The organism is Leifsonia sp. AG29, from assembly GCF_009765225.1.
In the GTDB taxonomy this organism is placed as follows: domain Bacteria; phylum Actinomycetota; class Actinomycetes; order Actinomycetales; family Microbacteriaceae; genus Leifsonia.
This window is the reverse complement of the sequence record NZ_VMSF01000001.1, coordinates 1,436,751-1,459,040: the sequence shown is the minus strand read 5'-3', so window position 1 is coordinate 1,459,040 and position 22,290 is coordinate 1,436,751. Positions and strand designations below refer to the sequence as shown.

At 69.2% G+C, this 22,290-nt stretch carries 20 protein-coding genes; 7 read left to right on the top strand and 13 right to left on the bottom strand.

Going from position 1 to position 22,290, the window contains the following annotated elements; translation table 11 throughout:
• Positions 1–77 precede the first annotated feature (77 nt).
• The 5 genes from ndk to FPT20_RS07085 form a co-directional block, all read right to left on the bottom strand.
• Positions 78–500, bottom strand: coding sequence for a nucleoside-diphosphate kinase (ndk, locus tag FPT20_RS07105; RefSeq protein WP_158863911.1), 423 nt, complete (start codon positions 498–500; stop codon positions 78–80).
• Positions 497–919 carry a DUF4233 domain-containing protein gene (locus FPT20_RS07100; protein WP_158863909.1) on the bottom strand — a complete coding sequence of 141 codons (423 nt, stop codon included), beginning with the start codon at positions 917–919 and terminating at the stop codon, positions 497–499. The genes ndk and FPT20_RS07100 overlap by 4 nt, the downstream gene beginning before the upstream one ends.
• Complete coding sequence (locus FPT20_RS07095; RefSeq protein WP_158863907.1) at positions 916–2,280, bottom strand: bifunctional folylpolyglutamate synthase/dihydrofolate synthase; 1,365 nt, start codon at positions 2,278–2,280, stop codon at positions 916–918. The genes FPT20_RS07100 and FPT20_RS07095 overlap by 4 nt, the downstream gene beginning before the upstream one ends.
• On the bottom strand, positions 2,277–5,627 hold the full coding sequence (gene ileS, locus FPT20_RS07090) for an isoleucine--tRNA ligase (protein ID WP_158863905.1): 3,351 nt from the start codon (positions 5,625–5,627) through the stop codon (positions 2,277–2,279). Before ileS ends, FPT20_RS07095 begins: the two co-directional genes overlap by 4 nt.
• A 243-nt stretch (positions 5,628–5,870) precedes the next feature.
• A complete protein-coding gene (locus tag FPT20_RS07085) occupies positions 5,871–6,494 on the bottom strand; it encodes a TetR/AcrR family transcriptional regulator (protein ID WP_158863903.1) in 624 nt (207 codons plus the stop codon).
• A 60-nt stretch (positions 6,495–6,554) separates the two neighbouring features.
• Between FPT20_RS07085 and FPT20_RS07080 the strand changes: the two genes are divergently transcribed.
• The 5 genes from FPT20_RS07080 to FPT20_RS07060 all read left to right on the top strand — a co-directional run bounded on the left by FPT20_RS07080 (position 6,555) and on the right by FPT20_RS07060 (position 11,838).
• Complete coding sequence (locus FPT20_RS07080) at positions 6,555–7,877, top strand: MFS transporter (protein ID WP_158863901.1); 1,323 nt, start codon at positions 6,555–6,557, stop codon at positions 7,875–7,877.
• Positions 7,878–7,975: 98 nt separating this feature from the next.
• Positions 7,976–10,579 carry a valine--tRNA ligase gene (gene valS, locus FPT20_RS07075; protein WP_158863899.1) on the top strand — a complete coding sequence of 868 codons (2,604 nt, stop codon included), beginning with the start codon at positions 7,976–7,978 and terminating at the stop codon, positions 10,577–10,579.
• A complete protein-coding gene (locus FPT20_RS07070) occupies positions 10,576–11,022 on the top strand; it encodes a GNAT family N-acetyltransferase (protein WP_158863897.1) in 447 nt (148 codons plus the stop codon). The genes valS and FPT20_RS07070 overlap by 4 nt, the downstream gene beginning before the upstream one ends.
• A 70-nt stretch (positions 11,023–11,092) precedes the next feature.
• Positions 11,093–11,566, top strand: a complete 474-nt coding sequence (locus tag FPT20_RS07065) for a GNAT family N-acetyltransferase (RefSeq protein WP_158863895.1) — start codon at positions 11,093–11,095, stop codon at positions 11,564–11,566.
• Positions 11,566–11,838, top strand: coding sequence for a hypothetical protein (locus FPT20_RS07060; RefSeq protein ID WP_158863893.1), 273 nt, complete (start codon positions 11,566–11,568; stop codon positions 11,836–11,838). Before FPT20_RS07065 ends, FPT20_RS07060 begins: the two co-directional genes overlap by 1 nt.
• On the opposite strand, the gene FPT20_RS07055 is transcribed toward FPT20_RS07060, so the two are convergent.
• From FPT20_RS07055 to FPT20_RS07045, 3 genes are read right to left on the bottom strand one after another with little or no spacing between them, the layout of a single operon-like run.
• Complete coding sequence (locus tag FPT20_RS07055) at positions 11,835–12,020, bottom strand: hypothetical protein (RefSeq protein WP_158863891.1); 186 nt, start codon at positions 12,018–12,020, stop codon at positions 11,835–11,837. The two genes, FPT20_RS07060 and FPT20_RS07055, sit on opposite strands and share 4 nt — an antisense overlap.
• On the bottom strand, positions 12,017–13,276 hold the full coding sequence (locus FPT20_RS07050) for an MFS transporter (protein ID WP_158863889.1): 1,260 nt from the start codon (positions 13,274–13,276) through the stop codon (positions 12,017–12,019). Before FPT20_RS07050 ends, FPT20_RS07055 begins: the two co-directional genes overlap by 4 nt.
• Positions 13,273–13,923, bottom strand: a complete 651-nt coding sequence (locus tag FPT20_RS07045; protein ID WP_158863887.1) for a winged helix-turn-helix domain-containing protein — start codon at positions 13,921–13,923, stop codon at positions 13,273–13,275. The genes FPT20_RS07050 and FPT20_RS07045 overlap by 4 nt, the downstream gene beginning before the upstream one ends.
• Before the next feature lie 100 nt (positions 13,924–14,023).
• Here FPT20_RS07045 and FPT20_RS07040 point away from each other — a divergent pair, with 100 nt between their 5' ends.
• Positions 14,024–16,063 carry a M3 family metallopeptidase gene (locus tag FPT20_RS07040; RefSeq protein ID WP_158863885.1) on the top strand — a complete coding sequence of 680 codons (2,040 nt, stop codon included), beginning with the start codon at positions 14,024–14,026 and terminating at the stop codon, positions 16,061–16,063.
• 58 nt (positions 16,064–16,121) lie between these two features.
• Positions 16,122–17,423 (top strand): ion channel protein, encoded by a 1,302-nt coding sequence (locus FPT20_RS07035; RefSeq protein ID WP_158863883.1) that lies wholly within the window; start codon positions 16,122–16,124, stop codon positions 17,421–17,423.
• Here the strand turns inward: FPT20_RS07035 and clpX are convergent.
• The 5 genes from clpX to tig all read right to left on the bottom strand — a co-directional run bounded on the left by clpX (position 17,380) and on the right by tig (position 22,244).
• Positions 17,380–18,654: an ATP-dependent Clp protease ATP-binding subunit ClpX gene (gene clpX, locus FPT20_RS07030; protein ID WP_158863881.1), complete on the bottom strand. Its 1,275-nt coding sequence runs from the start codon at positions 18,652–18,654 to the stop codon at positions 17,380–17,382. The genes FPT20_RS07035 and clpX overlap by 44 nt on opposite strands.
• A gap of 211 nt (positions 18,655–18,865) precedes the next feature.
• Positions 18,866–19,534: an ATP-dependent Clp protease proteolytic subunit gene (locus FPT20_RS07025; RefSeq protein ID WP_158863879.1), complete on the bottom strand. Its 669-nt coding sequence runs from the start codon at positions 19,532–19,534 to the stop codon at positions 18,866–18,868.
• Between the two features lie 30 nt (positions 19,535–19,564).
• Complete coding sequence (locus FPT20_RS07020; protein WP_199245699.1) at positions 19,565–20,161, bottom strand: ATP-dependent Clp protease proteolytic subunit; 597 nt, start codon at positions 20,159–20,161, stop codon at positions 19,565–19,567.
• Positions 20,162–20,261: 100 nt separating this feature from the next.
• Positions 20,262–20,747 (bottom strand): tetratricopeptide repeat protein, encoded by a 486-nt coding sequence (locus FPT20_RS07015; RefSeq protein WP_158863877.1) that lies wholly within the window; start codon positions 20,745–20,747, stop codon positions 20,262–20,264.
• An 84-nt stretch (positions 20,748–20,831) separates the two neighbouring features.
• Positions 20,832–22,244 carry a trigger factor gene (gene tig / locus FPT20_RS07010; protein ID WP_158863875.1) on the bottom strand — a complete coding sequence of 471 codons (1,413 nt, stop codon included), beginning with the start codon at positions 22,242–22,244 and terminating at the stop codon, positions 20,832–20,834.
• Positions 22,245–22,290: the final 46 nt, after the last annotated feature.

Here is a 22,290-nt window from a genome sequence, read left to right as displayed (position 1 = left end):
TGACCGACGGCTTCATTCGTGCCGAATGCCGGCTCCCGCTCCCGCGAGGCCGGCATTCGTGACGAATCGTGGTGGGTTCAGCCGAACCACAGCGCGAGCTCGCGCTGAGCGGACTCGGGCGAGTCGGAGCCGTGCACGAGGTTCTGCTGGACCTTGAGTCCCCAGTCGCGCGCGAGGTCGCCGCGGATGGTGCCCGGAAGGGCCGTGGTCGGGTCGGTGGCGCCGGCGAGAGAGCGGAAGCCCTCGATGACGCGGTTGCCCGCGAGGCGGATCGCGACGATCGGCCCCGACTCCATGAACTCGACGAGCGGCTCGTAGAACGGCTTGCCCTCGTGCTCGGCGTAGTGCTTCGCGAGCAGCTCGCGGTCGGCCTGGAGCATCCGCAGGTCGACGAGCGAGTACCCCTTCGCCTCGATGCGGCGGAGGATCTCGCCCGTGAGGTTGCGGGCGACCCCGTCGGGCTTGATGAGGACGAGGGTCTCTTCGACGGCGGTGGTCATGGGTTCTCCGTTCGGTTGGCGGTTCGTTCTAGACGGGAGGCGGTGATCATGCAGTAGGTCCACATCGCGGTGAAGATCGCTCCCACGATGAAGAAGGCGGGCACGAGGAATCCGGCGGCGACCACGATCAGCTGGACCAACCAGCCCAGGATGACCCCGACCGGGTACCGGAGCAGCGCGATGGCGACGATCATGAGCAGGACGAGCGCTGCCCCTCCGCCGAGCGCGAGCGGCGCGGGGAGGGACTTCAGCCCGAACAGCACGAGGGCCCCCAGGAAGACCACGAGCACCTCGAAGCCGAGCACGATCGCGCCGAGCGACTCGCGGAGCGACCGCGGCCGTCGCTGACGCCCCGCCGGTGCTCCCTCGGCCCCGGGATCCGGCGACTCGTCCTCGGGCCCGGGCGACGGGTCGGTCACGACGCGGCCTGCTTCCAGCCCTGCTCCTCGGCGTACGCCATGGCGGCGCCCACGAGCACGATCGATCCGGTGACGACGACAGCGCGCCGCGGCTCCTCGGCGGCCCACTCGCGGGCCGTCTCGAGGGCGTCGATCGCGTCGGAGAAGACGATCGTCGCCTCGTCGCCGACTTCGTCGCGGACGAGCTCGCCCAGGTCCTCGGCCTCGCGCGCCCGCTCGGAGCCCGGCTCCGTGACGTAGAACTGGGAGGCCACGGGCGCCAGGGCGCGGATGATCCCGCGGGCGTCCTTGTCGCCGAGCACGCCGATCACGAAGGTGAGCTCGTCGAAGTCGAAGTACCGACGGAGCGCCTCGGCGAGCGTCTCCGCCCCGGAGGGGTTGTGCGCCGCGTCGACGAGGATCGTCGGCTCGATGCCGATGAGCTGCAGACGGCCGGGCGAGGTCGCGGTGGCGAACCCCTCCTCGACCAGCTCGGGCTTGAGCTCCTGGCTGCCGCGACCGAGGAAGGTCTCGACCGCCGCGATCGCCACCGCCGCGTTCTGCGCCTGATGATCTCCGTAGAGCGGGAGGAACACATCGGGGTAGGTCCCGGCGCGCCCGCGAACCGTCACGAGCTGGCCGCCGACGGCGACCTGCGTCGAGACGACGTCGAAGTCGCGCGGCTGGGCCGCCAGCGTGGACTCGGTGAGCTCAGCCGCCTGCTCGAGAACGCGCATCGCCTCGGGGGCCTGGGACGCCGAGACGACGTCGGCGGACGGCTTGATGATCCCCGACTTGGTGCGGGCGATCTCCTCCACTGTGTCGCCGAGGGCCTTGGTGTGGTCGAGCGAGATCGGGGTGAAGACCGCGACCTGCCCGTCGCCGACGTTGGTCGAGTCCCACTCGCCGCCCATGCCGACCTCGATGACGGCCACGTCGACGGGTGCGTCGGCGAAGGCGGCGAACGCCAGTGCCGTCAGAGCCTCGAAGAAGGTCAGCGGCGCCTTGCCGGCCGTGGCCAGTTCCGAGTCGACGATCTCGAGGTACGGGCGGATGTCCTCCCAGTTCCGGGCGAGCGCCTCGTCGGAGATCGGCTCGCCGTCGATCACGATCCGCTCGTTGAAGCGCACGAGGTGCGGGCTCGTCAGGAGCCCGGTGCGCAGCCCGTACGCCCGCAGGATGCTCTCAGCGATCCGGCTCGTCGATGTCTTCCCGTTGGTGCCCGTGATGTGGATGATCGGGTACGCCCGCTGCGGGTCGCCCAGCAGCTCGACGGCCCGCCGGGTCGCGTCGAGCCGGCGCTCGGGAGCGCCTTCTCCGACCCGGGCGAGGAGCTCCTGGTAGACGGCCTCCGCGCGATCGCGCTCGTCCTCGTCGGTCATCGGGCTACCACCTCCGCCTTCGTCACGTGCACCCGGAATGCGCCCGCGTTCGCGAACTGTCCGGCCTCGAACCGCTTGGCGAAGCCGCGGTCCTTCTCTCCGGCCGCGGAATCCGTCCATCCGATGGCGATGTCCGCGGCGAGCGTCTCCCCGGCGATGTCGACGAGCCCGGCGGCGGACTCGATGGCGGCCGCGTCGTCCCGGTCGTCGAACCAGAGGTCCAGCGAGATGCGGTCGCTCACCTCGAGCCCGGCTGCCTTGCGGGTGTCCTGGACGGCCCGGATGACGTCGCGTGCGAGACCCTCCGCTTCGAGCTCCGGCGTCGTCTCGGTGTCGAGCAGCACGAATCCGCCGCCCGGAAGGAGCGCGAGCGCGGACGCCGACTCGCCGTCGGCCTGTGCCGTCTCGAGCACGAGCTCGTACTCGCCCTCGCGCAGCTCCACGCCGCCGACCGTCACGACGCCGTCCTGCTCGGTCCAGTCGCCCGCGCGGGCGGCCTGGATCACCTGCTGGACCTGCTTGCCGAGCCGCGGTCCGGCGGCGCGCGCGTTCACGGTCAGCCGGCTCGTGATGCCGTACTCCGCCGCGCTGCCCTCCCGCAGCTCGACGAGTTCGACCGCTTTCACGTTGAGCTCGTCGCGCAGGATGCCCTCGAAGCGGCGCAGCGCCTCCGCGTTCGCGGCCACGACCGTGAGGGCGGCGAGCGGGAGCCGGACCCGGAGGCCGGCCTGCTTGCGCAGCGACAGCACGGTCGAACTGATCGCCCGGATCCGGTCCATCGCGTCGACGAGCTCGTCGTCGGCGGGGAACTCCTCGGCGACGGGCCAGTCGGTGAGGTGCACGCTGCGGCCCCCCGTGAGGTCCTTCCAGATGCGCTCGGCCACGAGCGGGAGGAGCGGGGCGGCCACGCGGGTCACGGTCTCGAGCACCGTGTAGAGCGTGTCGAAGGCCTCGGTGCCGGTGCCGTCCTCGGCGACGCCCGTCCAGAAGCGATCACGCGACCGGCGGACGTACCAGTTGGTCAGCACGTCGGCGAAGTCGCGCAGCTTGGCCGACGCGAGCGTCGAGTCGAGCGCCTCCAGGTCGGCGGTCACCGCCTCCACCAGATCCCGCGTCTTGGCGAGGAGGTACCGGTCGAGCACGTCGGAGGAGCTCACCGAGCGCTTCGCGTCGTACCCGGTCGCGTTGGCGTAGAGCGAGAAGAAGTACCAGGTGCTCCACAGCGGGAGGAGCACCTGGCGGACACCCTCGCGGATGCCCTCCTCGGTGACGACGAGGTTCCCTCCGCGGAGCACGGGGCTCGACATGAGGAACCAGCGCATCGCGTCCGACCCGTCGCGGTCGAAGACCTCGTTCACATCGGGATAGTTCCGGAGCGACTTGGACATCTTCTGCCCGTCGCTGCCGAGCACGATCCCGTGGCTGATGACGTTCTTGAAGGCGGGACGGTCGAAGAGCGCCGTGGCGAGCGTGTGCAGCAGGTAGAACCAGCCGCGCGTCTGCCCGATGTACTCGACGATGAAGTCGGCCGGGTTGTGCGTGTCGAACCAGTCGCGGTTCTCGAACGGGTAATGCACCTGGGCGAAGGGCATCGACCCCGAGTCGAACCACACGTCGAGCACGTCGGGGATGCGGCGCATGGTCGAGCGGCCCGTCGGGTCGTCCGGGTTGGGCCGGGTGAGCTCGTCGATGAACGGCCGGTGGAGGTCCGGCTCGCCGGCGGCGTTCAGCGGGAGACGACCGAAGTCGCGCTCGAGCTCCTCCAGGGAGCCGTAGACGTCGACGCGCGGGTACGCGGGGTCGTCGCTCTTCCAGACGGGGATCGGCGACCCGAAGTACCGGTTGCGGGAGATCGACCAGTCGCGGGCACCGGCGAGCCACTTGCCGAACTGGCCGTCCTTCACGTTGTCCGGGACCCAGGTGATCTCCTGGTTCAGCTCGACCATCCGGTCGCGGAAATCGGTCACCCGCACGAACCAGCTCGAGACCGCCTTGTAGATGAGCGGGTTCCGGCACCGCCAGCAGTGCGGGTACGAGTGCTCGTAGCTGGCCTGGCGCAGGAGGCGCCCCTGCTCGCGCAGCATCTTCGTCAGCGGCTTGTTCGCCTCGAAGACCTGGAGGCCGGCCACGTCGACGACGTCGGGGAGGAACCGCGCACCGTCGTCGACGGAGATGATGACCGGGATCCCGGCCGCCTCGGTCACCCGCTGGTCGTCCTCGCCGTACGCAGGCGCCTGGTGGACGATGCCGGTGCCGTCCTCGGTGGTCACGTAGTCGTCGACGAGGATCCGCCATGCATTCTGGGTGCCCCAGCGCTCGACGTCGGCGTAGTAGTCCCAGAGCCGGTCGTACTCGACGCCCTCGAGCTCGGAGCCGAGCACGGTGCGCGTGATGGCTGCGACGGCGTCGGTGGCGGACTCGTAGCCGAGGTCTTTGGCGTACGCGCCCACGAGCTCGAACGCGAGGAGGTAGCGGCCGCTCAGCACCTCCTCGTCGGGCGTGCCGTGCGCGTCAGCGGCGCCATTCGGACCGGCGGGCAGGACCGCGTAGCGGATGTCCGGGCCGACCGCGAGAGCGAGATTCGTGGGGAGCGTCCACGGCGTGGTCGTCCACGCGAGGGCGCGGACACCGGTCAGGTCGAGCGCCTCGGCCTTCGCCCCGACGAGCGGGAACGTGACCGTCACGGTCTGGTCCTGCCGCATCTTGTAGACGTCGTCGTCCATCCGGAGCTCGTGGTTCGACAGCGGGGTCTGGTCGCGCCAGCAGTACGGCAGCACCCGGTAGCCCTCGTAGGCGAGGCCCTTCTCGTGCAGCGTCTTGAAGGCCCAGATCACCGACTCCATGTAGGTGGTGTCGAGCGTCTTGTAGTCGTTGTCGAAGTCGACCCACCGTGCCTGGCGGGTGACGTACTCCTGCCACTCCTTGGTGTACCGGAGCACCGAGTCCTTGGCGGCCTGGTTGAAGGCGGCGAGCCCCATCTCCTCGATCTGGCTCTTGTCGGTGAGGCCGAGCTGCCGCTCGGCCTCGAGCTCCGCGGGGAGCCCGTGGGTGTCCCAACCGAACCGGCGCTCCACCTTCCGGCCGCGCATGGTCTGGAAGCGCGGGAAGACGTCCTTCGCGTAGCCGGTCAGCAGGTGCCCGTAATGCGGCAGGCCGTTGGCGAAGGGCGGCCCGTCGTAGAAAACCCACTCCTCGCCGCCTTCGCGGTTCTCGATGGAGGCGCGGAACGTCCCGTCCTGCTCCCAGAACGCGAGCACCTCCTGCTCGATCCGGGGGAACACCGGGCTCGGGGTTACGTCTGCGCGCTCGGGCTCGGCTCCGCCCGGCGCGGACTGGGGGTACGGCATCTCTCTCCTGGCAGATTCTCCACATGCTGCACGAGGACGCCGGGCGCCTGAGCGCCCGTCGCGGTACCACCCCGCTTGCCCGGCCCGCCTCCGGTGGCGGGATGGACCTCTCAACGATCGGCTGTGACGGGCCGCTGCCGTCCGGTTCTACTGAGCGGGAGCCCTCCCGCGGTTCTTCCGGAGACTCGCCGGTGATGGCCGGGTCGACGTCTGTGCTCCCAGTCTAGCGGGTCGCGCCGCGGTTCAGGGGTGGTCCCAGGCATCGGCGTACCCGCGGCAGACCGGCTCGACGGCCCGCCGCACGAGCGGGGCGAGCGGGCCCCGGCGCACGCCGGCGGCAGCCCAGAGGGTGGCCGCCGAGACCCCGGCGCCCACGACCGCGGTCGCCGCGGCTCGCGGCAGCAGCTCGTCGCGCCTCGTGGCGGTCCTGTCGGCGATGAAACCAGTGAGCGCTCCCACGAGCGCGAGGAAGCGCGGAAGCGCCGACGCGCGCAGTTCCGCGTCGGTGCCCATCAGCTCGACCTGCGTGACGGCGAGCGGGAGCCGTCCCGGCCCGAAGCCGTCCGCCAGCGCCAGCACCGCGGCGAGCACCGCCTCCATGGGCGGGAGCTCGCGGCTCACCCCGTCGAGGGTGCTGTCGAAGCTCTCGAGCGACTCGTCCACCTCCAGCCAGAGCAGATCGCTCTTCGCGCCGAAGTAATTGAAGAAGGTGGCGCGGCTCACCCCCGCTCGCCGCGCGACGTCGTCGATCGTCGTCCCGGCGTAGGTCTGCTCGAGGAAGAGCTCCCCCGCCGCCTCGGCCAGCATGCGGCGCGAAGAGGCGCGGGGCCGGCCCGATCCCGCATGCCCGGAATGACGAGCTGTCATCGCGTGTTTCCTCCCGTGCCAATATTGGACGCGGTCCAGCAACCGATCAGAAGGACACCCGTGACCACCCTCACAAGCCCCTCCCCGAGCCTCACCGACCGCCCGGGCATCACTCCCGGGACCGCCCGGCGCGTCACCGTCGCGTCGTTCGTCGGAACCGCACTCGAATCCTACGATTTCTACCTCTACGCGTACTTCGCAGCGTTCTTCGTAGGCCCCCTCTTCTTCCAGCCCCTGGGCGCCTTCGGAGGTGCGCTCGCGGGCTTCCTCGCGATCGCCGCGGGCTTCGTGATCCGTCCCGTCGGCGCGGTGGTGTTCGGCAACCTCGGCGACCGGATCGGCCGTCGGCCCACGCTCCTCATCACGATCCTCATCATGGGGCTGAGCACCGGGCTGGTCGGACTCCTGCCGACCTACGCCGCGGCCGGCTGGTTCGGCGCGATCGCGATCGTGCTGCTCCGGCTGCTGCAGGGCTTCTCGGTCGGCGGCGAGTGGGGAGGCTCGATCCTCCTCGCGACCGAGTACGCGAACCCGAAGCGACGCGGCTTCTACGCCGCCCTCCCCCAGCTCGGTTCGCCGGTGGGGTCCATCCTCAGCGCGGTCGTCTTCCTCATCCTGACGGTGACCATGAGCTCGGCCGATCTCGCCTCCTGGGGCTGGCGGATCCCGTTCCTGACCGCCTTCCCGCTCCTCCTCGTCTCGCTCTACCTGCGCTGGTCGATCGACGAGACCCCGGTCTTCCGCAAGCTCGTCGAGACGGGCCGCCGCGACGCGTTCCCGGTGCTCGACGTCTTCCGCAAGGCGCCGGTCGGCTTCGTCATCGGGATCGGGGCGGCCGTGCTCGGCATCGGCTCCTACTCGCTGATGAACACGTACATGGTCGACTACGGCACGAGCGTCCTCGGCTTCAAGTACCAGGACCTCCTCATCGCGACCACGATCGGCGGCCTGCTGCAGCTGGTCACCATCCCGCTCTTCGGCGCGTGGGCGGCCCGGATCGGCTCCGCGCGGGTCGTCGCGATCGGCGCCGTCGGGACGCTCCTCGTCGCCTTCCCGATGTACCTGCTGCTCCAGAGCGCTTCGTTCGCTGTGCTGGTCGCGAGCATGATCATCGGCGGGATCCTCCCGACTCTGTCGTGGGCTGCTCTCGGCGGCCTCATGTCCGATCTCTTCCCGAGCGAGGTGCGCTACAGCGGGCTCTCGGTGGCGTACAGCATCGCTGCCCTGCTCACGTCGTTCGTCCCCGCCCTCACCCTCGTGCTGGGCAAGGCGACCGGGAACGCCTGGTGGCACCCGGGCGTCGTCCTCGCGATCATGTCGCTCATCACCCTCATCGCCTCGGTCGCCGCGATGCGCCGTGAGCCGATCATCGACGAGGTCTGAACCGGCTCGCCTCCCCGGCACGTCCGGTACGCTGGAGGGATCCCACACTCAGGCACCCCGTTGACACGGTGCCGCACATATCGAATCGGAGGATGCGCATGAGCGCCAACGTGCCCGAGAAGCCGGCCCTCGAGGGCCTCGAAGCCCGCTGGGGCGACCGCTGGCAGGTCGACGGGACCTTCCGATTCGATCGCGAGGGCGCCCTCGCCGCGGGCCGCTCCGGCGTGTACTCGATCGACACCCCGCCGCCCACGGCCTCCGGTTCGCTGCACATCGGGCACGTGTTCAGCTACACGCACACCGACATCATCGCCCGCTATCACCGGATGCGCGGTCAGTACGTCTTCTACCCGATGGGCTGGGACGACAACGGCCTCCCGACCGAGCGCCGCGTGCAGAACTACTACGGCGTGCGGTGCGACCCGTCGCTCCCGTACGATCCCGCGTTCGTCCCTCCCTTCGAGGGCGGCGACAACAAGAGCACCAAGGCCGCCGACCAGAAGCCGGTCTCGCGCCGCAACTTCATCGAGCTGTGCGAGCGGCTGACCGTCGAGGACGAGAAGCAGTTCGAGGCGCTCTGGCGGGCCCTCGGGCTGTCGGTGGACTGGTCGCAGACCTACCGCACGATCGGCGAGGAGGCGCTGCGCACCTCCCAGCTCGCCTTCCTCCGCAACGTGGAGCGCGGCGAGGCCTACCAGGCGCTCGCCCCGACCCTGTGGGACATCACGTACCGCACCGCCGTGGCCCAGGCCGAGCTCGAGGACCGCGAGCAGCCGAGCGCCTACCACCGCGTCGCCTTCCACGGGCAGGACGGCCCCGTCTACATCGAGACCACCCGGCCCGAACTGCTGCCCGCCTGTGTGGCACTCGTCGCCCACCCGGACGACGAGCGGTACCGGCCGCTCTTCGGCACCACCGTCCGGACCCCGCTGTTCGACGTGGAGGTCCCGGTGGTGGCGCACCGCCTGGCGCAGCCCGACAAGGGCACCGGCATCGCGATGATCTGCACCTTCGGCGACATCACCGACGTCACGTGGTGGCGCGAGCTCGACCTCCCGAACCGGACGATCATCGGCTTCGACGGGCGCATCCTGCCCGAGCCCCCCGCGGCGATCCAGTCGGACGCGGGCCGCGAGGCGTACGCGCAGCTCGCCGGAAAGACCGTGTTCTCGGCCAAACAGTCCGTGGTGGAGCTGCTGCGCGCCTCCGGCGACCTCGTCGGCGAGCCCAAGCCCATCCAGCACCCGGTGAAGTTCTTCGAGAAGGGCGACAAGCCGCTCGAGATCGTCTCCACGCGCCAGTGGTACGTCAAGAACGGCGCCCGCGACGAGGAGCTCCGCGCGCGGCTGATCGAGCTGGGCCGCGAGCTCGACTGGCATCCGGACTTCATGCGGGTGCGCTACGAGAACTGGGTCAACGGCCTCACCGGCGACTGGCTGATCAGCCGCCAGCGCTTCTTCGGCGTCCCGTTCCCCGTGTGGTACCCGCTCGACGCGGACGGCAACCCCGTGTTCGACGAGACGATCCTCCCCTCCGCCGACGCCCTCCCCGTCGACCCGTCCTCCGACGCGGCCCCGGGCTACGAGGAGTCGCAGCGCGGTCAGGCCGGCGGTTTCGTGGGCGAGCACGACGTCATGGACACCTGGATGACCTCGTCGCTGACGCCGCAGCTGGCCGGCGGATGGGAGCGCGACGACGAGCTGTTCTCGGCGGTCTTCCCGTTCGATCTGCGGCCGCAGGGTCAGGACATCATCCGCACGTGGCTGTTCTCGACCCTCCTGCGCTCGAAGCTGGAGGGCGATGTCGCACCGTGGAAGAACGCGGCCCTCTCCGGCTTCATCGTCGACCCCGACCGGAAGAAGATGTCGAAGTCGAAGGGCAACGTCGTGACGCCCGCCGACATCCTCGAGCGTCACGGCTCCGACGCGGTCCGGTACTGGGCCGCCTCGTCGCGTCTCGGCACCGACGCGGCCTTCGACCCGCAGAACCCGACCCAGATCAAGATCGGGCGCCGCCTCGCGATCAAGGTGCTCAACGCGGCCAAGTTCATCCTCGGCTTCGAAGCCCCCGAGACGCTGAGCCTCGACCGGGTCACCGAGCCCCTCGACCAGAGCATGCTCCAGAACCTCGCAGATGTCGTCGAGGAGGCGACCCGAGCGCTGGACGGGTACGAGCACGCTCGCGCCCTGGAGGCGATCGAGGCGTTCTTCTGGACGTTCTGCGACGACTACCTCGAGCTCGTGAAGGAGCGCGCGTACGGCGAGGCGTCCGAGGGTCAGGTCTCCGCCGTGGTGGCGCTCCGCGTCGCCCTGACGACCTTCCTCCGGCTCCTCGCGCCGGTGATCCCGTTCGCCACCGAGGAGGCGTGGAGCTGGTCCGAGGAGGGATCGGTCCATCTCGCTCCGTGGCCCACCGCCGACGAGGTGGCGGGCGACTGGTCGTCCCACCGCTCCCTGCTCTCCGTCGTCGGGCGCGCGCTCACGGGCGTGCGCGGGGCGAAGACCGCGGCCAAGGCCTCCCAGCGGACGCCCGTCGACTCTGCCGTGATCGCCGGTCCGGCCGACGAGATCGCGGCGCTCGAACTCGCCGCGGGCGACCTCCGGTCGGTGGGCAGAATCGCCGACCTGCGCTTCGCCTCCGCCGATGAGCTCACGGTGACCGATATCCTCCTTGCTCAGGCACCCACCGAGGAGGATCGATGACGGTTGCAGTCAGACGGGTGGAGGACAACGAGTTCTTCACCTGGCTCGACCTCTACACGGGCTACGGCGAGTTCTACGAGAGCCCGGTGACGGACGAGAAGGCGCTCCTGGTCTGGAGCTGGCTCACCGATCCGTCGACCGGACTCGAGGCGTACTTCGCCGTCGACGACGAGGGGACACCGATCGGCCTCGCCCACGTCCGCGAGTTCGTCCGCCCGCTCGACGGCAGCAAGGGCCTGTACCTCGACGACCTCTTCGTCTCGGCCGATTCACGGGGCGCGGGCGCAGGCACGGCGCTGCTCGAAGCGATGCGCGACCACGCCAAGGAACGGGGCCTCTCGGTCGTCCGGTGGATCACCGCCAAGGACAACGAGACCGCCCGGCGGCTGTACGATCGCGTCGCCGAGAAGACGAAGTGGGTCACGTACGATCTCGTCCCCTGAACGAGGGCGGGATAGGGTCGGAATACACACCGGTCCCCCAGCCGCCGTGTGACAGCGAACGGAGGAATCCATGGCTATCGAAGTCCGGCCCGTGCGGGACGGCGATTTCTTCGCGTGGCTCGACCTCTACGCGAAGTACGCCGAGTTCTACGAGACCGAGCTGACGGACCAGAAGGCGCTGGTCCTGTGGTCGTGGCTCACCGCGCCCGAGCACGAGGAGGAAGGGTACGTCGCCGTCGACGGCGACCGCATCGTCGGGCTCGCCAACCTGCGCGAGTTCGCCCGGCCGCTCGAGGGCGACCGCGGGCTCTTCCTCGACGACCTCTTCGTCCTCGAGGAGGAACGCGACAAGGGCATCGGGCACGCCCTGATCGAGAAGGCCCGGGCCATCGCCGCGGAGCGCGGTCTCGGCGTGGTCCAGTGGGTCACCGCCCAGGACAACCAGACCGCCCAGCGGGTCTACGACTCCGTCGCCGAGCGCACCGCGTGGGTGACCTACGAGATCGACCTGGGCGCGCGCGCTCGGGTCGAGGGCCGCGCCTGATGCAGCTCGGTACCCGCTGGCCCGTCGGCGATCAGCCTCCCGCGTCCCTCCCCGAGGTCGTCGCGTACGCCGTGTCCACCGTCGAGGAGGAGCTCGTCGCGACCGACGTCGAGACCACCGGCTGGTACTGGACCCTCACGTGGCTGGAAGGGAAGCCCGTCGTCGAGCTCGACGACGGCACGGTCATCCGCTACAACCAGCACGAGGACTCGGCCACGATCACGCAGTCGATCGAGCAGCAGCCGACGGAGTACGACGAGGACGCCGTCTAGCGGGGAAGCTGCGGCACGGTACGCGCCGCCGCCTCACGCGACGCTTCCATCCGCGCGGTGCGCTCGCTGTACGAGACTGCCTGGGCGGCCGGGCGAGCGCCCCACTCGGTGAGCGCGCCTCCCAGCCTCAGCGCAGCACGGTGCACGAGCGGGCGGCGGAGCGGCAGGGTCATGGCGGTCATGATCGTGTTCCTTCCGGGATGAGTTCTTGTTCCGGCTCCTGTGCGGAAGCCGAGAGGATCAGCCGCGCCGACGCCAAGGACAGCAGCACGACGAGGCCGCCGCCGATGACGAACGGCAGGCGGAGGTCGATGCGGGCGACGAAGCCGCCCAGCACGGTCGCGATCGGGGTAAGCCCCCAGCCGATCGTGCGGATGATGCCCATCGCCCGGCCGAGCATCCCGTTGGGGATCAGGGCCTGCCGGACGGCGCCCCACGGCACGTTCCAGACGGCCACGCCGAATGCTCCCGCCGCGTAGCCGGCGATCGCCACGACGAGGTTCGCCGGGAGTCCGACCACGGCCATGCCCGCACCGCTCAGCACCATGGCGCAGAGCATGACCCGGCCGCGGCCGAAGCGCTCGACGAGCCGGCTCGAGATCAGCGCGCCGCCGAGCGCGCCGACCCCGATGAGGGCTGTCATCACGCCGAAGAATGCAGCCGGAACGTGCAAGGTGTCCAGGAAGAGCAGAACGACGCTCCCCTGGGCGAAAGCGAGCGCCGACGCCGTCACGGAGGTCAGCACGATCATCCGGCGCAGGAAGCGATGGTCCCACAGGAAGCGCACGACGGCCCGGAACGGAGGACGGCCCTCCGGGGCGCCTCCCAGCGGCAGGTGCGACGCCCGGGCCGCCGAGGCGGGGATGGTCAGCGCCAGCAGACCGGCGACCAGGAAGCCGGAACCGGTCAGCCAGATCGGCAGGACGATAGCGGCAGCGAACAGGAAGCCGGCGATCGGCGTGGCGACGAAGTTCTGGATCACGATCTCCGCGGCCTGCATGCGGCCGTTGGCGCGATCCAGCTGGTCACGCCGGACAAGACTCGGGACGACCGTCGTGGTCGCGTTGTCGAACACCGTCTCGCCGAGCCCGAAGGCCAGGACGCACACGTACAGCAGCCAGATGCTGAGGGAACCGGTGGAGATGAGGAGGGCGAGCACGGCCGCGACGGCGAACCGCACCGTATTGGCCGCCGCCATCGCCATCCGCCGGTCCACCCGGTCGAGCAGGATCCCCGCCGGGATCCCGAAGAGCAACCAGGGGAGGAAGGTGACGGCGGAGAGACCCGCGATGAGAGCGGGGTCGCGGGTCAGGGTGGTCGCGACGAGCGGCACAGCCGTCCGCCCGATCCCGTCGGCGAGGTTGCTCGCGATCGCAGCGGTCCACAGCCTCCCGAAACCGGCACCCAGGTCGCGTCGTTCGGTGCGGGGCGAGCTCACCGCAACTCCTGTTCGATGAGCGGGAAGGCGTTGAACTGCACCTGGACGCGCTTGCGCTGGCCGCCGTCGTCGTTCGTGACACTGTTGTCGTCGGGAGCGCCCGCCGCCTTCCACTTCTCGCGGAGACGCTCGAGCAGGACGTAATACTCGCGACCGAGCTCCGCGAGCTCCTCCTTGGTCAGCTGAAGGTGGGACGTCGAGAGAGTGCTCGCCTGCACCCAGTCGGTGCCGAACAGATCGAGGCCGCGACGCAGGAACCCGTCGAGACGGCGCTCGCTGTTCTGGTGCCAGCCGAGCGAGACGATCTCCGTCGCCTCCCGTCCGGCCGGGGTGGCCACGGTCTCCGGCGAGCCGATGGTGACGCCGCCCGCTGCCATCCGCCACCAGCGCTCGCGCGCCGTGCCGCGCTCCTCGTCCTCGACGATGATCCCGTGCTTCGCGAGCTGCCGGAGGTGGTAACTGGTCGAGCCGCTCGACTCCCCCAGACGTTCTGCGAGCATGCTGGCCGTGGCGGACCCGAAGTCGGACAGCTCGTTCATGATCTCCACGCGCAACGGGTGCGCCAGTGCGCGGAGCGCGGGCATGCCGAGAGCGTTGTCGAACGGGTGCGACCGGGGTCCGGGTGCGGCTGCGTCTGCGTCGGTCATGAATCGATATTAGGAGTCCAAAGATCTGTTTGCAAGCTTTTCTTTGCAGGCAGATCTTTGCAACGCACTCTTTGCAGCCGACCTGGCCTACGCTGGACGAATGGCCGACACTGCGAACCCCTTTCTCGCCCCGAGTCCGCTCCCCTACCAGCTGCCGCCGTTCGCCAGAATCCGCGACGAGCACTACGCCCCCGCGTTCGAGCAGGGCTTCGCCGAGCAGCTCGCCGAGATCGAGGCGATCGTCGCGAACAAGGAGCTCCCTACGTTCGAGAACACCCTCGTCGCGCTCGAACGCTCGGGCCAGACGCTGCTCCGCGTCGCGGAGGTCTTCTTCAACAAGAGCTCGGCCGACAGCACAGACTTCACCAACGCGCTCGAGGAGGAGATCGCTCCGAAGCTCGCCGCCCACCAGGACGCCATCCGCTTGGATCCCCGCCTTTACGAGCGCATCTCCGAGCTCTACCGCCGGATCGACGGACTCGGCCTCGACGCCGAATCGAGGTACCTTCTCGAGCGCTACCACCAGGAGTTCACGCTCGCGGGTGCGGGCCTCAGCGACGAAGAAAAAGCGCGTCTCCGCGAGTTCAACCAGCGGCTCTCGACGCTGACGACCAGGTTCGAGAAGAACCTGCTCGCCGACACCAACGAGCTGGCCGTCGTCTTCGACTCCGCGGAGGAGCTGGACGGACTCGGCGAGAGCGAACTCTCTGCGGCGGCGGAGGCGGCCCGGGAGCGCGGACTCGAGGGCTCCTTCGTGGTGAACCTGGTCCTCCTCACCGGGCATCCGTGGCTGGCCGATCTCACGAATCGCGACTCCCGAGAGCGGATCATGCGCGCCTCCCGCTCGCGCGGCATCCGAGGCGGGGAGCACGACAACCGCGCCCTGGTCCTCGAGATCACGCGTCTGCGGGCGGAGCGGGCGCGCCTCCTCGGGTTCGAGACCCACGCCGCGTTCGTGACCGCCGACGAGACGGCACGGACACCCCAGGCGGTCGCGGACATGCTCGGCCGGCTCGCGCCCGCGGCCGCACGCAACGCGCGCGCCGAGCAGGAAGATCTGCAGCGCCAGCTCCCCGACGGTCAGTCCGTGGCGAGCTGGGACTGGGCCGCGCTCACCGCGAAGGTCCGTCAGGAGAAGTACGACGTCGACCTCGCCGCCATGCGACCGTACTTCGAGGCGGAGCGAGTCCTCCGCGACGGTGTCTTCTACGCTGCGACCCGCCTGTACGGGATCACGTTCGAGGAGCGTCCCGATCTCGTCGCGTACCACCCGGAGGCGCGTGTCTTCGAGGTGCGCAACGAGGACGGCTCGGGGCTCGGCCTCTACATCCTCGACCTGTACACGCGAGACTCCAAGCGTGGTGGCGCGTGGATGAACCCGCTCATCTCGCAGTCGGCGCTCCTCGGGAACCCGACGGTCGTCGTGAACAACCTCAACGTCCCGAAGCCGGCACCCGGTGAGCCCACGCTGCTCACCTACGACGAGACGAACACGCTGTTCCACGAGTTCGGTCACGCGCTGCACGGCCTGTTCGCGCGCGTCACGTATCCGAAGTTCGCGGGAACCAACGTATTCCGCGACTTCGTCGAATTCCCCAGTCAGGTGAATGAGATGTGGATGCTGTGGCCCGAGATCGTCGAGAACTACGCGGTTCACTACAAGACCGGCGAGAAGCTGCCCCAGGAGATCATCGATCGCCTCCACGCCTCCGAGTCGTTCAATGAGGGCTTCGCCACGAGCGAGTACCTCGCCGCCGCCCTCCTCGACCAGGCCTGGCACACGATCACGGCCGACGACCAGGTCGAGGACGTGGCCGAGTTCGAGGCCCGCGCGCTCGCGGAGGTCGGGCTCGACAACCCCGCTGTGCCTCCGCGGTACGCGAGCACCTACTTCGCGCACACGTTCTCGGGCGGCTACGACGCCGGGTACTACTCGTACATCTGGAGCGAGGTGCTCGACGCGGACACCGTCGAGTGGTTCAAGGAGAACGGCGGTCTCACTCGCGAGAACGGCGACCGGTTCCGGCATCGCCTCCTCGGTGTGGGCGGTTCGCGGGACCCGCTCGAGGCGTACCGCGACTTCCGTGGCCGCGACGCGGTCATCGACCCGCTGCTGAAGCGCCGCGGCCTCGATCGGTAGGCTCTAGCCGCCTCCTCACGTCAGGCTCTACTCTGTCGCCGATGTGAGGAGGGGCCCGATGTCCGCCGCCGAGCCTGAGCTGCCGCAGCCCACCGTCCGCTCGCTGGTCCTGCTCAGTATCCCGGCCGTGGTCATCGGCGTGGTCAGCGGGCTGGCACTGTGGGCCGTCGACGAACTCGCCGCGCTCATCGAACGGGGCGTCTGGACGTCGCTGCCCGCGGCTCTCGGCGTCGACCCCTCGTCAGGCTGGTGGATCGCGATCGTCCTGACCGTCACCGGCCTGGCGGTCGGGCTCGCCGTACAGCTCCTGCCCGGCCACGCGGGCCCCGATTCAGCGACCACCGAGCTCGTGTCGACGCCGTTGCGGGTCGGCGTGCTGCCGTCCCTCGCCGTGGCCACCGTGCTCGGACTCGCCGGCGGCGTGAGCCTCGGCCCGGAGAACCCGATCATCGCCATCAACGCCAGTCTTCTGGCGGCCCTGGTGGGGCGGCTCTGGAAAGCCGTCCCGACCCGGCTCGTCGTCCTCATGGCCGCGTCGGGGACCATCGGAGCGCTGTTCGGAACGCCTGTCGCTGCCGCGCTCGTCTTCACCGGCATCGTCGCCGCGGTGAGGGGCGGAGGCGCCCTCTGGGACAAGCTGTTCGTGCCCCTGGTTTCCGCCGCAGCGGGTTCCCTCACCATGACAGCTCTGGCGCACCCGAGTTTCGCCATCCCGATGCCCGCCTACACGCATGTCACCGGCTGGGATGTGCTGTCGGCCCTGATCATCGGTTCGGTGGCGACAGGGATCGGTCTCCTGGCCGCACTGGTGTTCCCCGCCGTGCATCGAACTTTCCACGCGGTCCGGTTCCCGGTGCTCATGACGTTGGCGGGTGGTCTCGCGCTCGGCCTTCTGGGGGCGATCGGCGGACCGATCACCCTTTTCAAGGGGCTCTCGCAGATGAGCCAGCTCGTGCAGAATCGAGCCGACTACACCGTTCCCGCACTCCTGCTGATCGTCGTCGTCAAGCTGATCGCTCTTCTCGTCGCAGCCGGATCCGGCTTCCGCGGCGGGCGCGTGTTTCCGGCCGTCTTCATCGGGGCGGCCGTCGGAACTCTCGCCTCAGCGCTCGTCCCGGCCGTTCCCGTTCCCGTCGCGGTGGCCGCCGGCGTCATGGGCATGACCCTCGCCGTGACACGCGACGGCTGGATAGCGATCTTCATCGGGGTCGCGGTCACCCAGAATCTGCTGATCCTGCCGATCCTCTGCCTCGCCGTTCTTCCGACCTGGCTGATGGTGACGAAGGCTCCGGTGTTCCTGATCTCCCCGGCAGCGCTTAAGCCGACTTCTCCTCGCGGCGCGGGCGGTGCGGCACGATAGTCGGCGCGGCGTTCTCCAGCACCGCCTCACGGGTGACGACCACGCGGGCGACCTCGGAGCTGGACGGGACCTCGAACATGATCGGGCCGAGCACCTCCTCCATGATGGCTCGGAGGCCGCGGGCACCGGTCTTGCGGAGCACGGCGAGATCGGCGATCGCCTCGAGGGCCGCATGCTCGAACTCGAGCTGCACGCCGTCGAGCTCGAACATGCGCTGATACTGCCGGACCAGGGCGTTGCGCGGCTCGGTGAGGATCTGCATGAGCGCGTCCTGATCGAGCGGGGTGACGGTCGTCACCACAGGGAGGCGCCCGATGAACTCCGGGATCAGGCCGAACTTGTGGAGGTCTTCGGGGAGGACCTCGCTGAAGAGGTTGATGTCGTCGCCCTTGGAGTGGAGCGGGGCTCCGAAGCCGATCCCCTTCTTGCCCGCCCGCGACGAGATGATCTCCTCCAGGCCGGCGAACGCTCCCGCGACGATGAACAGCACGTTCGTCGTGTCGATCTGGATGAACTCCTGGTGCGGGTGCTTGCGGCCGCCCTGCGGCGGGACCGACGCGACCGTTCCCTCCAGGATCTTCAGCAGGGCCTGCTGGACACCCTCGCCCGACACGTCACGCGTGATGGAGGGGTTCTCGGCCTTGCGGGCGATCTTGTCGACCTCGTCGATGTAGATGATGCCCGTCTCGGCGCGCTTGACATCGTAGTCGGCGGCCTGGATGAGCTTGAGGAGGATGTTCTCGACGTCTTCGCCGACATAGCCGGCCTCGGTGAGCGCCGTCGCGTCGGCGACGGCGAACGGGACGTTCAGCCGGCGCGCGAGGGTCTGGGCCAGGTAGGTCTTGCCGCACCCGGTGGGGCCGATGAGGAGGATGTTGGACTTGGCGATCTCGACATCGTCCATGGCGTCGGCGGAGGTGATGGTCTGCTTGGCGCGGACGCGCTTGTAGTGGTTGTAGACCGCGACGGCCAGAGCGCGCTTGGCCTGCTCTTGGCCGATGACGTACTCCTCGAGGAACCCGAAGATCTCCTTCGGCTTGGGGAGGTCGAACTCGCTCGACGCCTCCTCGCCCGCTTCTGCGAGCCGCTCCTCGATGATCTCGTTGCACAGCTCGACGCACTCGTCGCAGATGTACACGCCGGGACCGGCGATGAGCTGCTGCACCTGCTTCTGACTCTTGCCGCAGAAGGAACACTTGAGCAGATCGGCGCTTTCCCCGATGCGAGCCATCCCTCTCCCCTCCTTCTTCGAGTGTGCCTGCTGTCGAGCCTAACCCGTGCGAGCGACAATGGCGCGCACCGGACGCGCTTTCGCGTCCTCCTGTTTCTGCTCAGAGCAGATGGGCCCCCGCGCGCCCGGGCGATCCGCTGCGAGCACGGAACGGGGCGGCCGCGATGCGACCGCCCCGTTCCTCGGGTACCGTCCTCGCGGACGGCTCAGTTCACTTGACCAGTGCCGGCAGGGTCTTCCTGCTGGTGAGGACCTGATCGATCAGGCCGTACTCGAGAGCCTCCTCGGCGGAGAGGATCTTGTCGCGGTCGATGTCCTTGTTCACCTGCTCCTGCGTGCGGTTGGAGTGCTTCGCGAGCGTCTCCTCCAGCCAGGTGCGCATGCGCATGATCTCGTTGGCCTGGATCTCGATGTCGGAAGCCTGACCCTGGCCGGCCTCGCCGACGGCGGGCTGGTGGATGAGGATGCGGGCGTTCGGCAGCGCGAGGCGCTTGCCGGGGGTGCCGGCCGCGGTGAGCACTGCGGCCGCGGACGCCGCCTGGCCGAGCACGACCGTCTGGATCTGCGGGCGGATGTACTGCATCGTGTCGTAGATCGCGGTCATCGCGGTGAACGAGCCACCGGGCGAGTTGATGTACATGACGATGTCGCGGTCCGGATCCTGCGACTCGAGGACGAGCAGCTGAGCCATGATGTCGTCGGCCGACGCGTCGTCGACCTGGACACCGAGGAAGATGATGCGGTCCTCGAAGAGCTTGGCGTACGGGTCCTGGCGCTTGTAGCCGTAGGCCGTGCGCTCCTCGAAGCTGGGGAGGATGTAGCGGGAGCCGGGCGCCTGGATGCCGCCGAAGGCCTGACCGCCGAGCATGGGGGTGTTCATCGTGTTGTCCTTGATCCTTTCGGCGGTGGGCTAGTTCTTGTCCGGCTCGGTGCCGCCGCCGCCGGAGACGTCGAGCGCCGACTCGCGGATGTGGTCCACGAAGCCGTAGTCGAGGGCCTCCTGAGCGGTGAACCAGCGGTCGCGGTCGCCGTCCTCGTTGATCTGCTCGACGGACTTGCCGGTCGCCTCTGCCGTGATCTGCGCGAGCCGCTGCTTCATGTCGAGGATGAGCTGGGCCTGCGTCTGGATGTCGCTGGCCGTACCGCCGAAGCCGCCGTGCGGCTGGTGGAGGAGCACCCGCGCGTTCGGGGTGATGTAGCGCTTGCCCTTGGTGCCCGCCGTGAGGAGCAGCTGGCCCATGGAGGCAGCCATGCCGATGCCGACCGTCACGATGTCGTTCGGGACGAACTGCATGGTGTCGTAGATGGCCATGCCTGCGGTGATCGAGCCGCCGGGCGAGTTGATGTAGAGGTAGATGTCCCGCTTCGGGTCCTCCGCGGCCAGGAGCAGCAGCTTCGCGGCGATCTCGTTCGCGTTCTCGTCCCGGACCTCGGAGCCGAGCCAGATGATGCGGTCCTTCAGCAGTCTGTCGAAAACACTGGGCTGGGGGGATCCCATGTCGGCCATGTTCGCTCCATTTCCTTTGTCGCTTGGCATCGAATCTACTGGAGCGGCGGAGCCGTTTCGGTGCTGTTCGCCGTGGGCAGATAGCGGTGTCGTGGCGCGGTTACGCGTCCTCGAGCGTCGCCGCGTAAGCGGCTACGGCGCGCCCGTACCGCGGGAGGTGCGCGGCCAGCGCGTCGAGCGCCTCTCGGAGAGCCTCGGCGGGGAGACCGTCATCGAACAAGGCGAGCGCGGCGAAGGCGCGGGCGGCGTCCGCGAGCTCGTGAGCCGGCTGGTCGTGGAGGAAGTCGCGCAGCAGCTCGAGCGCCTCGGATGGACGGTCGAGGTTGCGGAGGGTGCTCGCGAGCTGGATGATCGCCTGCCCGCGCTCCGGCTCGGCGAGGCCGCTGGACAGCGCCTCCCGGTAGAGCGGCTCGGCCTCGGCCTCGCGTCCGGCGAAATCGCGGGCGCCCGCGGCCTCGAACAGCGCGACCGGATCGTGTGCAGGTCGTTCGGCGACGAGCGCATCGATCGCCTCCAGGGTCGCGGTCTCCCCCTCCCGGTCGGCGTCCGCCCAGACGGCATCGACACGCGCGCGCCAGTCATCCATCGGTCTTCCCCTCCTTATGCGTCGAGGGCCGGGCACCTTGCGGTGCCCGGCCCTCGACGCTCACGTGCGTGTGCGCTGTTCGCCTTACTTCTCGGCGGCCTTCTTGGAGGCGCGCTTCTTCGGCTTCTCCTCGGCGGCGGGCTCCTCCGCGGGGGCCTCCTCCGCCGCTGCGGGCTCCGCGGCGGCCTCGGCGTCCGACGCCTCGTCCTCCGACTCGCTCTCGGGGATCGCGGTGAACTCGGACAGGTCGACCTTGTTGCCCTCGCTGTCGACGACCTCGGCCTTGCCGAGCACGATCGCGAGCGCCTTGTTGCGGGCGACCTCGCCGACCATCGACGGGATCTGGCCGTTCTCCGAGAGGATCTTCACGAACTCGTTCGGGTCCATACCGTACTGCGCGGCTCCCTGGACGAGGTACTGCGTGAGCTCGTCCTGGCTGACCTTGACGCCCTCGGCCTGGGCGACCTCGTCGAGGAGGATCTGAGTGCGGAAGGTCTTCTCGCTCGACTCCTTGACCTCGGCGCGGTGGACGTCGTCCTCGAGGCGGTTCTCCTGCTCGAGGTGACGGTGGACCTCGTCCTCGACGAGCTGCTCGGGAACGGGGATCTCCACGAGCTCGAGGAGCTTCTCGACGAGCTGGTCGCGAGCGGAGGTGCCCTGCTGGAAGGTCTTCGCGCGCTGGACCTGCTCGCGGAGGCTATCGCGCAGCTCGGCGATGGTGTCGAACTCGCTCGCGATCTGAGCGAAGTCGTCATCGGCCTCGGGGAGCTCGCGCTCCTTGACGGCGTTGAGAGTCACGGTGATCTGGGCGTTCTCGCCCTCGTGGTCTCCACCCATGAGCGGCGCCTCGAAGGTCGTCGACTCGCCGGCGGTGAGGGTGTCGAGCGCCTCGTCGATGCCGTCGATGAGCTCACCGGAGCCGATCTCGTACGAGATGTTGGCGGCCGTGTCGACCTCCTCGTCGCCGATGATGGCCACGAGGTCGATCTGCGCGAAGTCGCCGGTCTTGGCCGGGCGGTCGACCGTCACGAGCGTGCCGAAGCGGCTGCGCAGCCGGTCGAGCTCCTCGTCGACGTCGGCGTCGGTGACCTCGGCGGCGTCGACGGTGATCTTCACGTCGTCGTACTTCGGGAGGGTGACCTCGGGCCGGACGTCCACCTCGATGGTGAGCAGCAGGTCGCCCGAGAAGTCCTTCTCGTTCGGCCACTCGGTGATGTCGGCCTCCGGGCGGCCGAGCGGACGCACGTCGTTCTCCTCCACCGCGAGGCGGTAGAAGCCGTCGAGACCCTCGTTGACCGCGTGCTCGAGGACGGCGGCCTTGCCGACCCGCTGGTCGATGATGGGCGGCGGCACCTTGCCCTTGCGGAAACCGGGGATGGTGACCTGCTCGGCGATGTGCTCGTAGGCGTGCTTGATGGACGGCTGCAGCTCCTCCGGCGTCACCGAGATGGTGAGCTTCGCGCGGGTGGGGCTGAGCTTCTCGACCGTGGTCTTCACGATGTGTGGGTTCTCCTGGATATTCGACGGTGGTCTTGTCGCAAGG

Coding starts and splice junctions, on each gene's coding strand:
- ndk (WP_158863911.1), bottom strand. CDS start 500: ATGACCACCGCCGTCGAAGAGACCCTCGTCCTCATCAAGCCCGACGGG.
- FPT20_RS07095 (WP_158863907.1), bottom strand. CDS start 2,280: ATGACCGACGAGGACGAGCGCGATCGCGCGGAGGCCGTCTACCAGGAG.
- ileS (WP_158863905.1), bottom strand. CDS start 5,627: ATGCCGTACCCCCAGTCCGCGCCGGGCGGAGCCGAGCCCGAGCGCGCA.
- FPT20_RS07085 (WP_158863903.1), bottom strand. CDS start 6,494: ATGACAGCTCGTCATTCCGGGCATGCGGGATCGGGCCGGCCCCGCGCC.
- valS (WP_158863899.1), top strand. CDS start 7,976: ATGAGCGCCAACGTGCCCGAGAAGCCGGCCCTCGAGGGCCTCGAAGCC.
- FPT20_RS07070 (WP_158863897.1), top strand. CDS start 10,576: ATGACGGTTGCAGTCAGACGGGTGGAGGACAACGAGTTCTTCACCTGG.
- FPT20_RS07065 (WP_158863895.1), top strand. CDS start 11,093: ATGGCTATCGAAGTCCGGCCCGTGCGGGACGGCGATTTCTTCGCGTGG.
- FPT20_RS07060 (WP_158863893.1), top strand. CDS start 11,566: ATGCAGCTCGGTACCCGCTGGCCCGTCGGCGATCAGCCTCCCGCGTCC.
- FPT20_RS07055 (WP_158863891.1), bottom strand. CDS start 12,020: ATGACCGCCATGACCCTGCCGCTCCGCCGCCCGCTCGTGCACCGTGCT.
- FPT20_RS07045 (WP_158863887.1), bottom strand. CDS start 13,923: ATGACCGACGCAGACGCAGCCGCACCCGGACCCCGGTCGCACCCGTTC.
- FPT20_RS07040 (WP_158863885.1), top strand. CDS start 14,024: ATGGCCGACACTGCGAACCCCTTTCTCGCCCCGAGTCCGCTCCCCTAC.
- FPT20_RS07035 (WP_158863883.1), top strand. CDS start 16,122: ATGTCCGCCGCCGAGCCTGAGCTGCCGCAGCCCACCGTCCGCTCGCTG.
- clpX (WP_158863881.1), bottom strand. CDS start 18,654: ATGGCTCGCATCGGGGAAAGCGCCGATCTGCTCAAGTGTTCCTTCTGC.
- FPT20_RS07025 (WP_158863879.1), bottom strand. CDS start 19,534: ATGAACACCCCCATGCTCGGCGGTCAGGCCTTCGGCGGCATCCAGGCG.
- FPT20_RS07020 (WP_199245699.1), bottom strand. CDS start 20,161: ATGGCCGACATGGGATCCCCCCAGCCCAGTGTTTTCGACAGACTGCTG.
- FPT20_RS07015 (WP_158863877.1), bottom strand. CDS start 20,747: ATGGATGACTGGCGCGCGCGTGTCGATGCCGTCTGGGCGGACGCCGAC.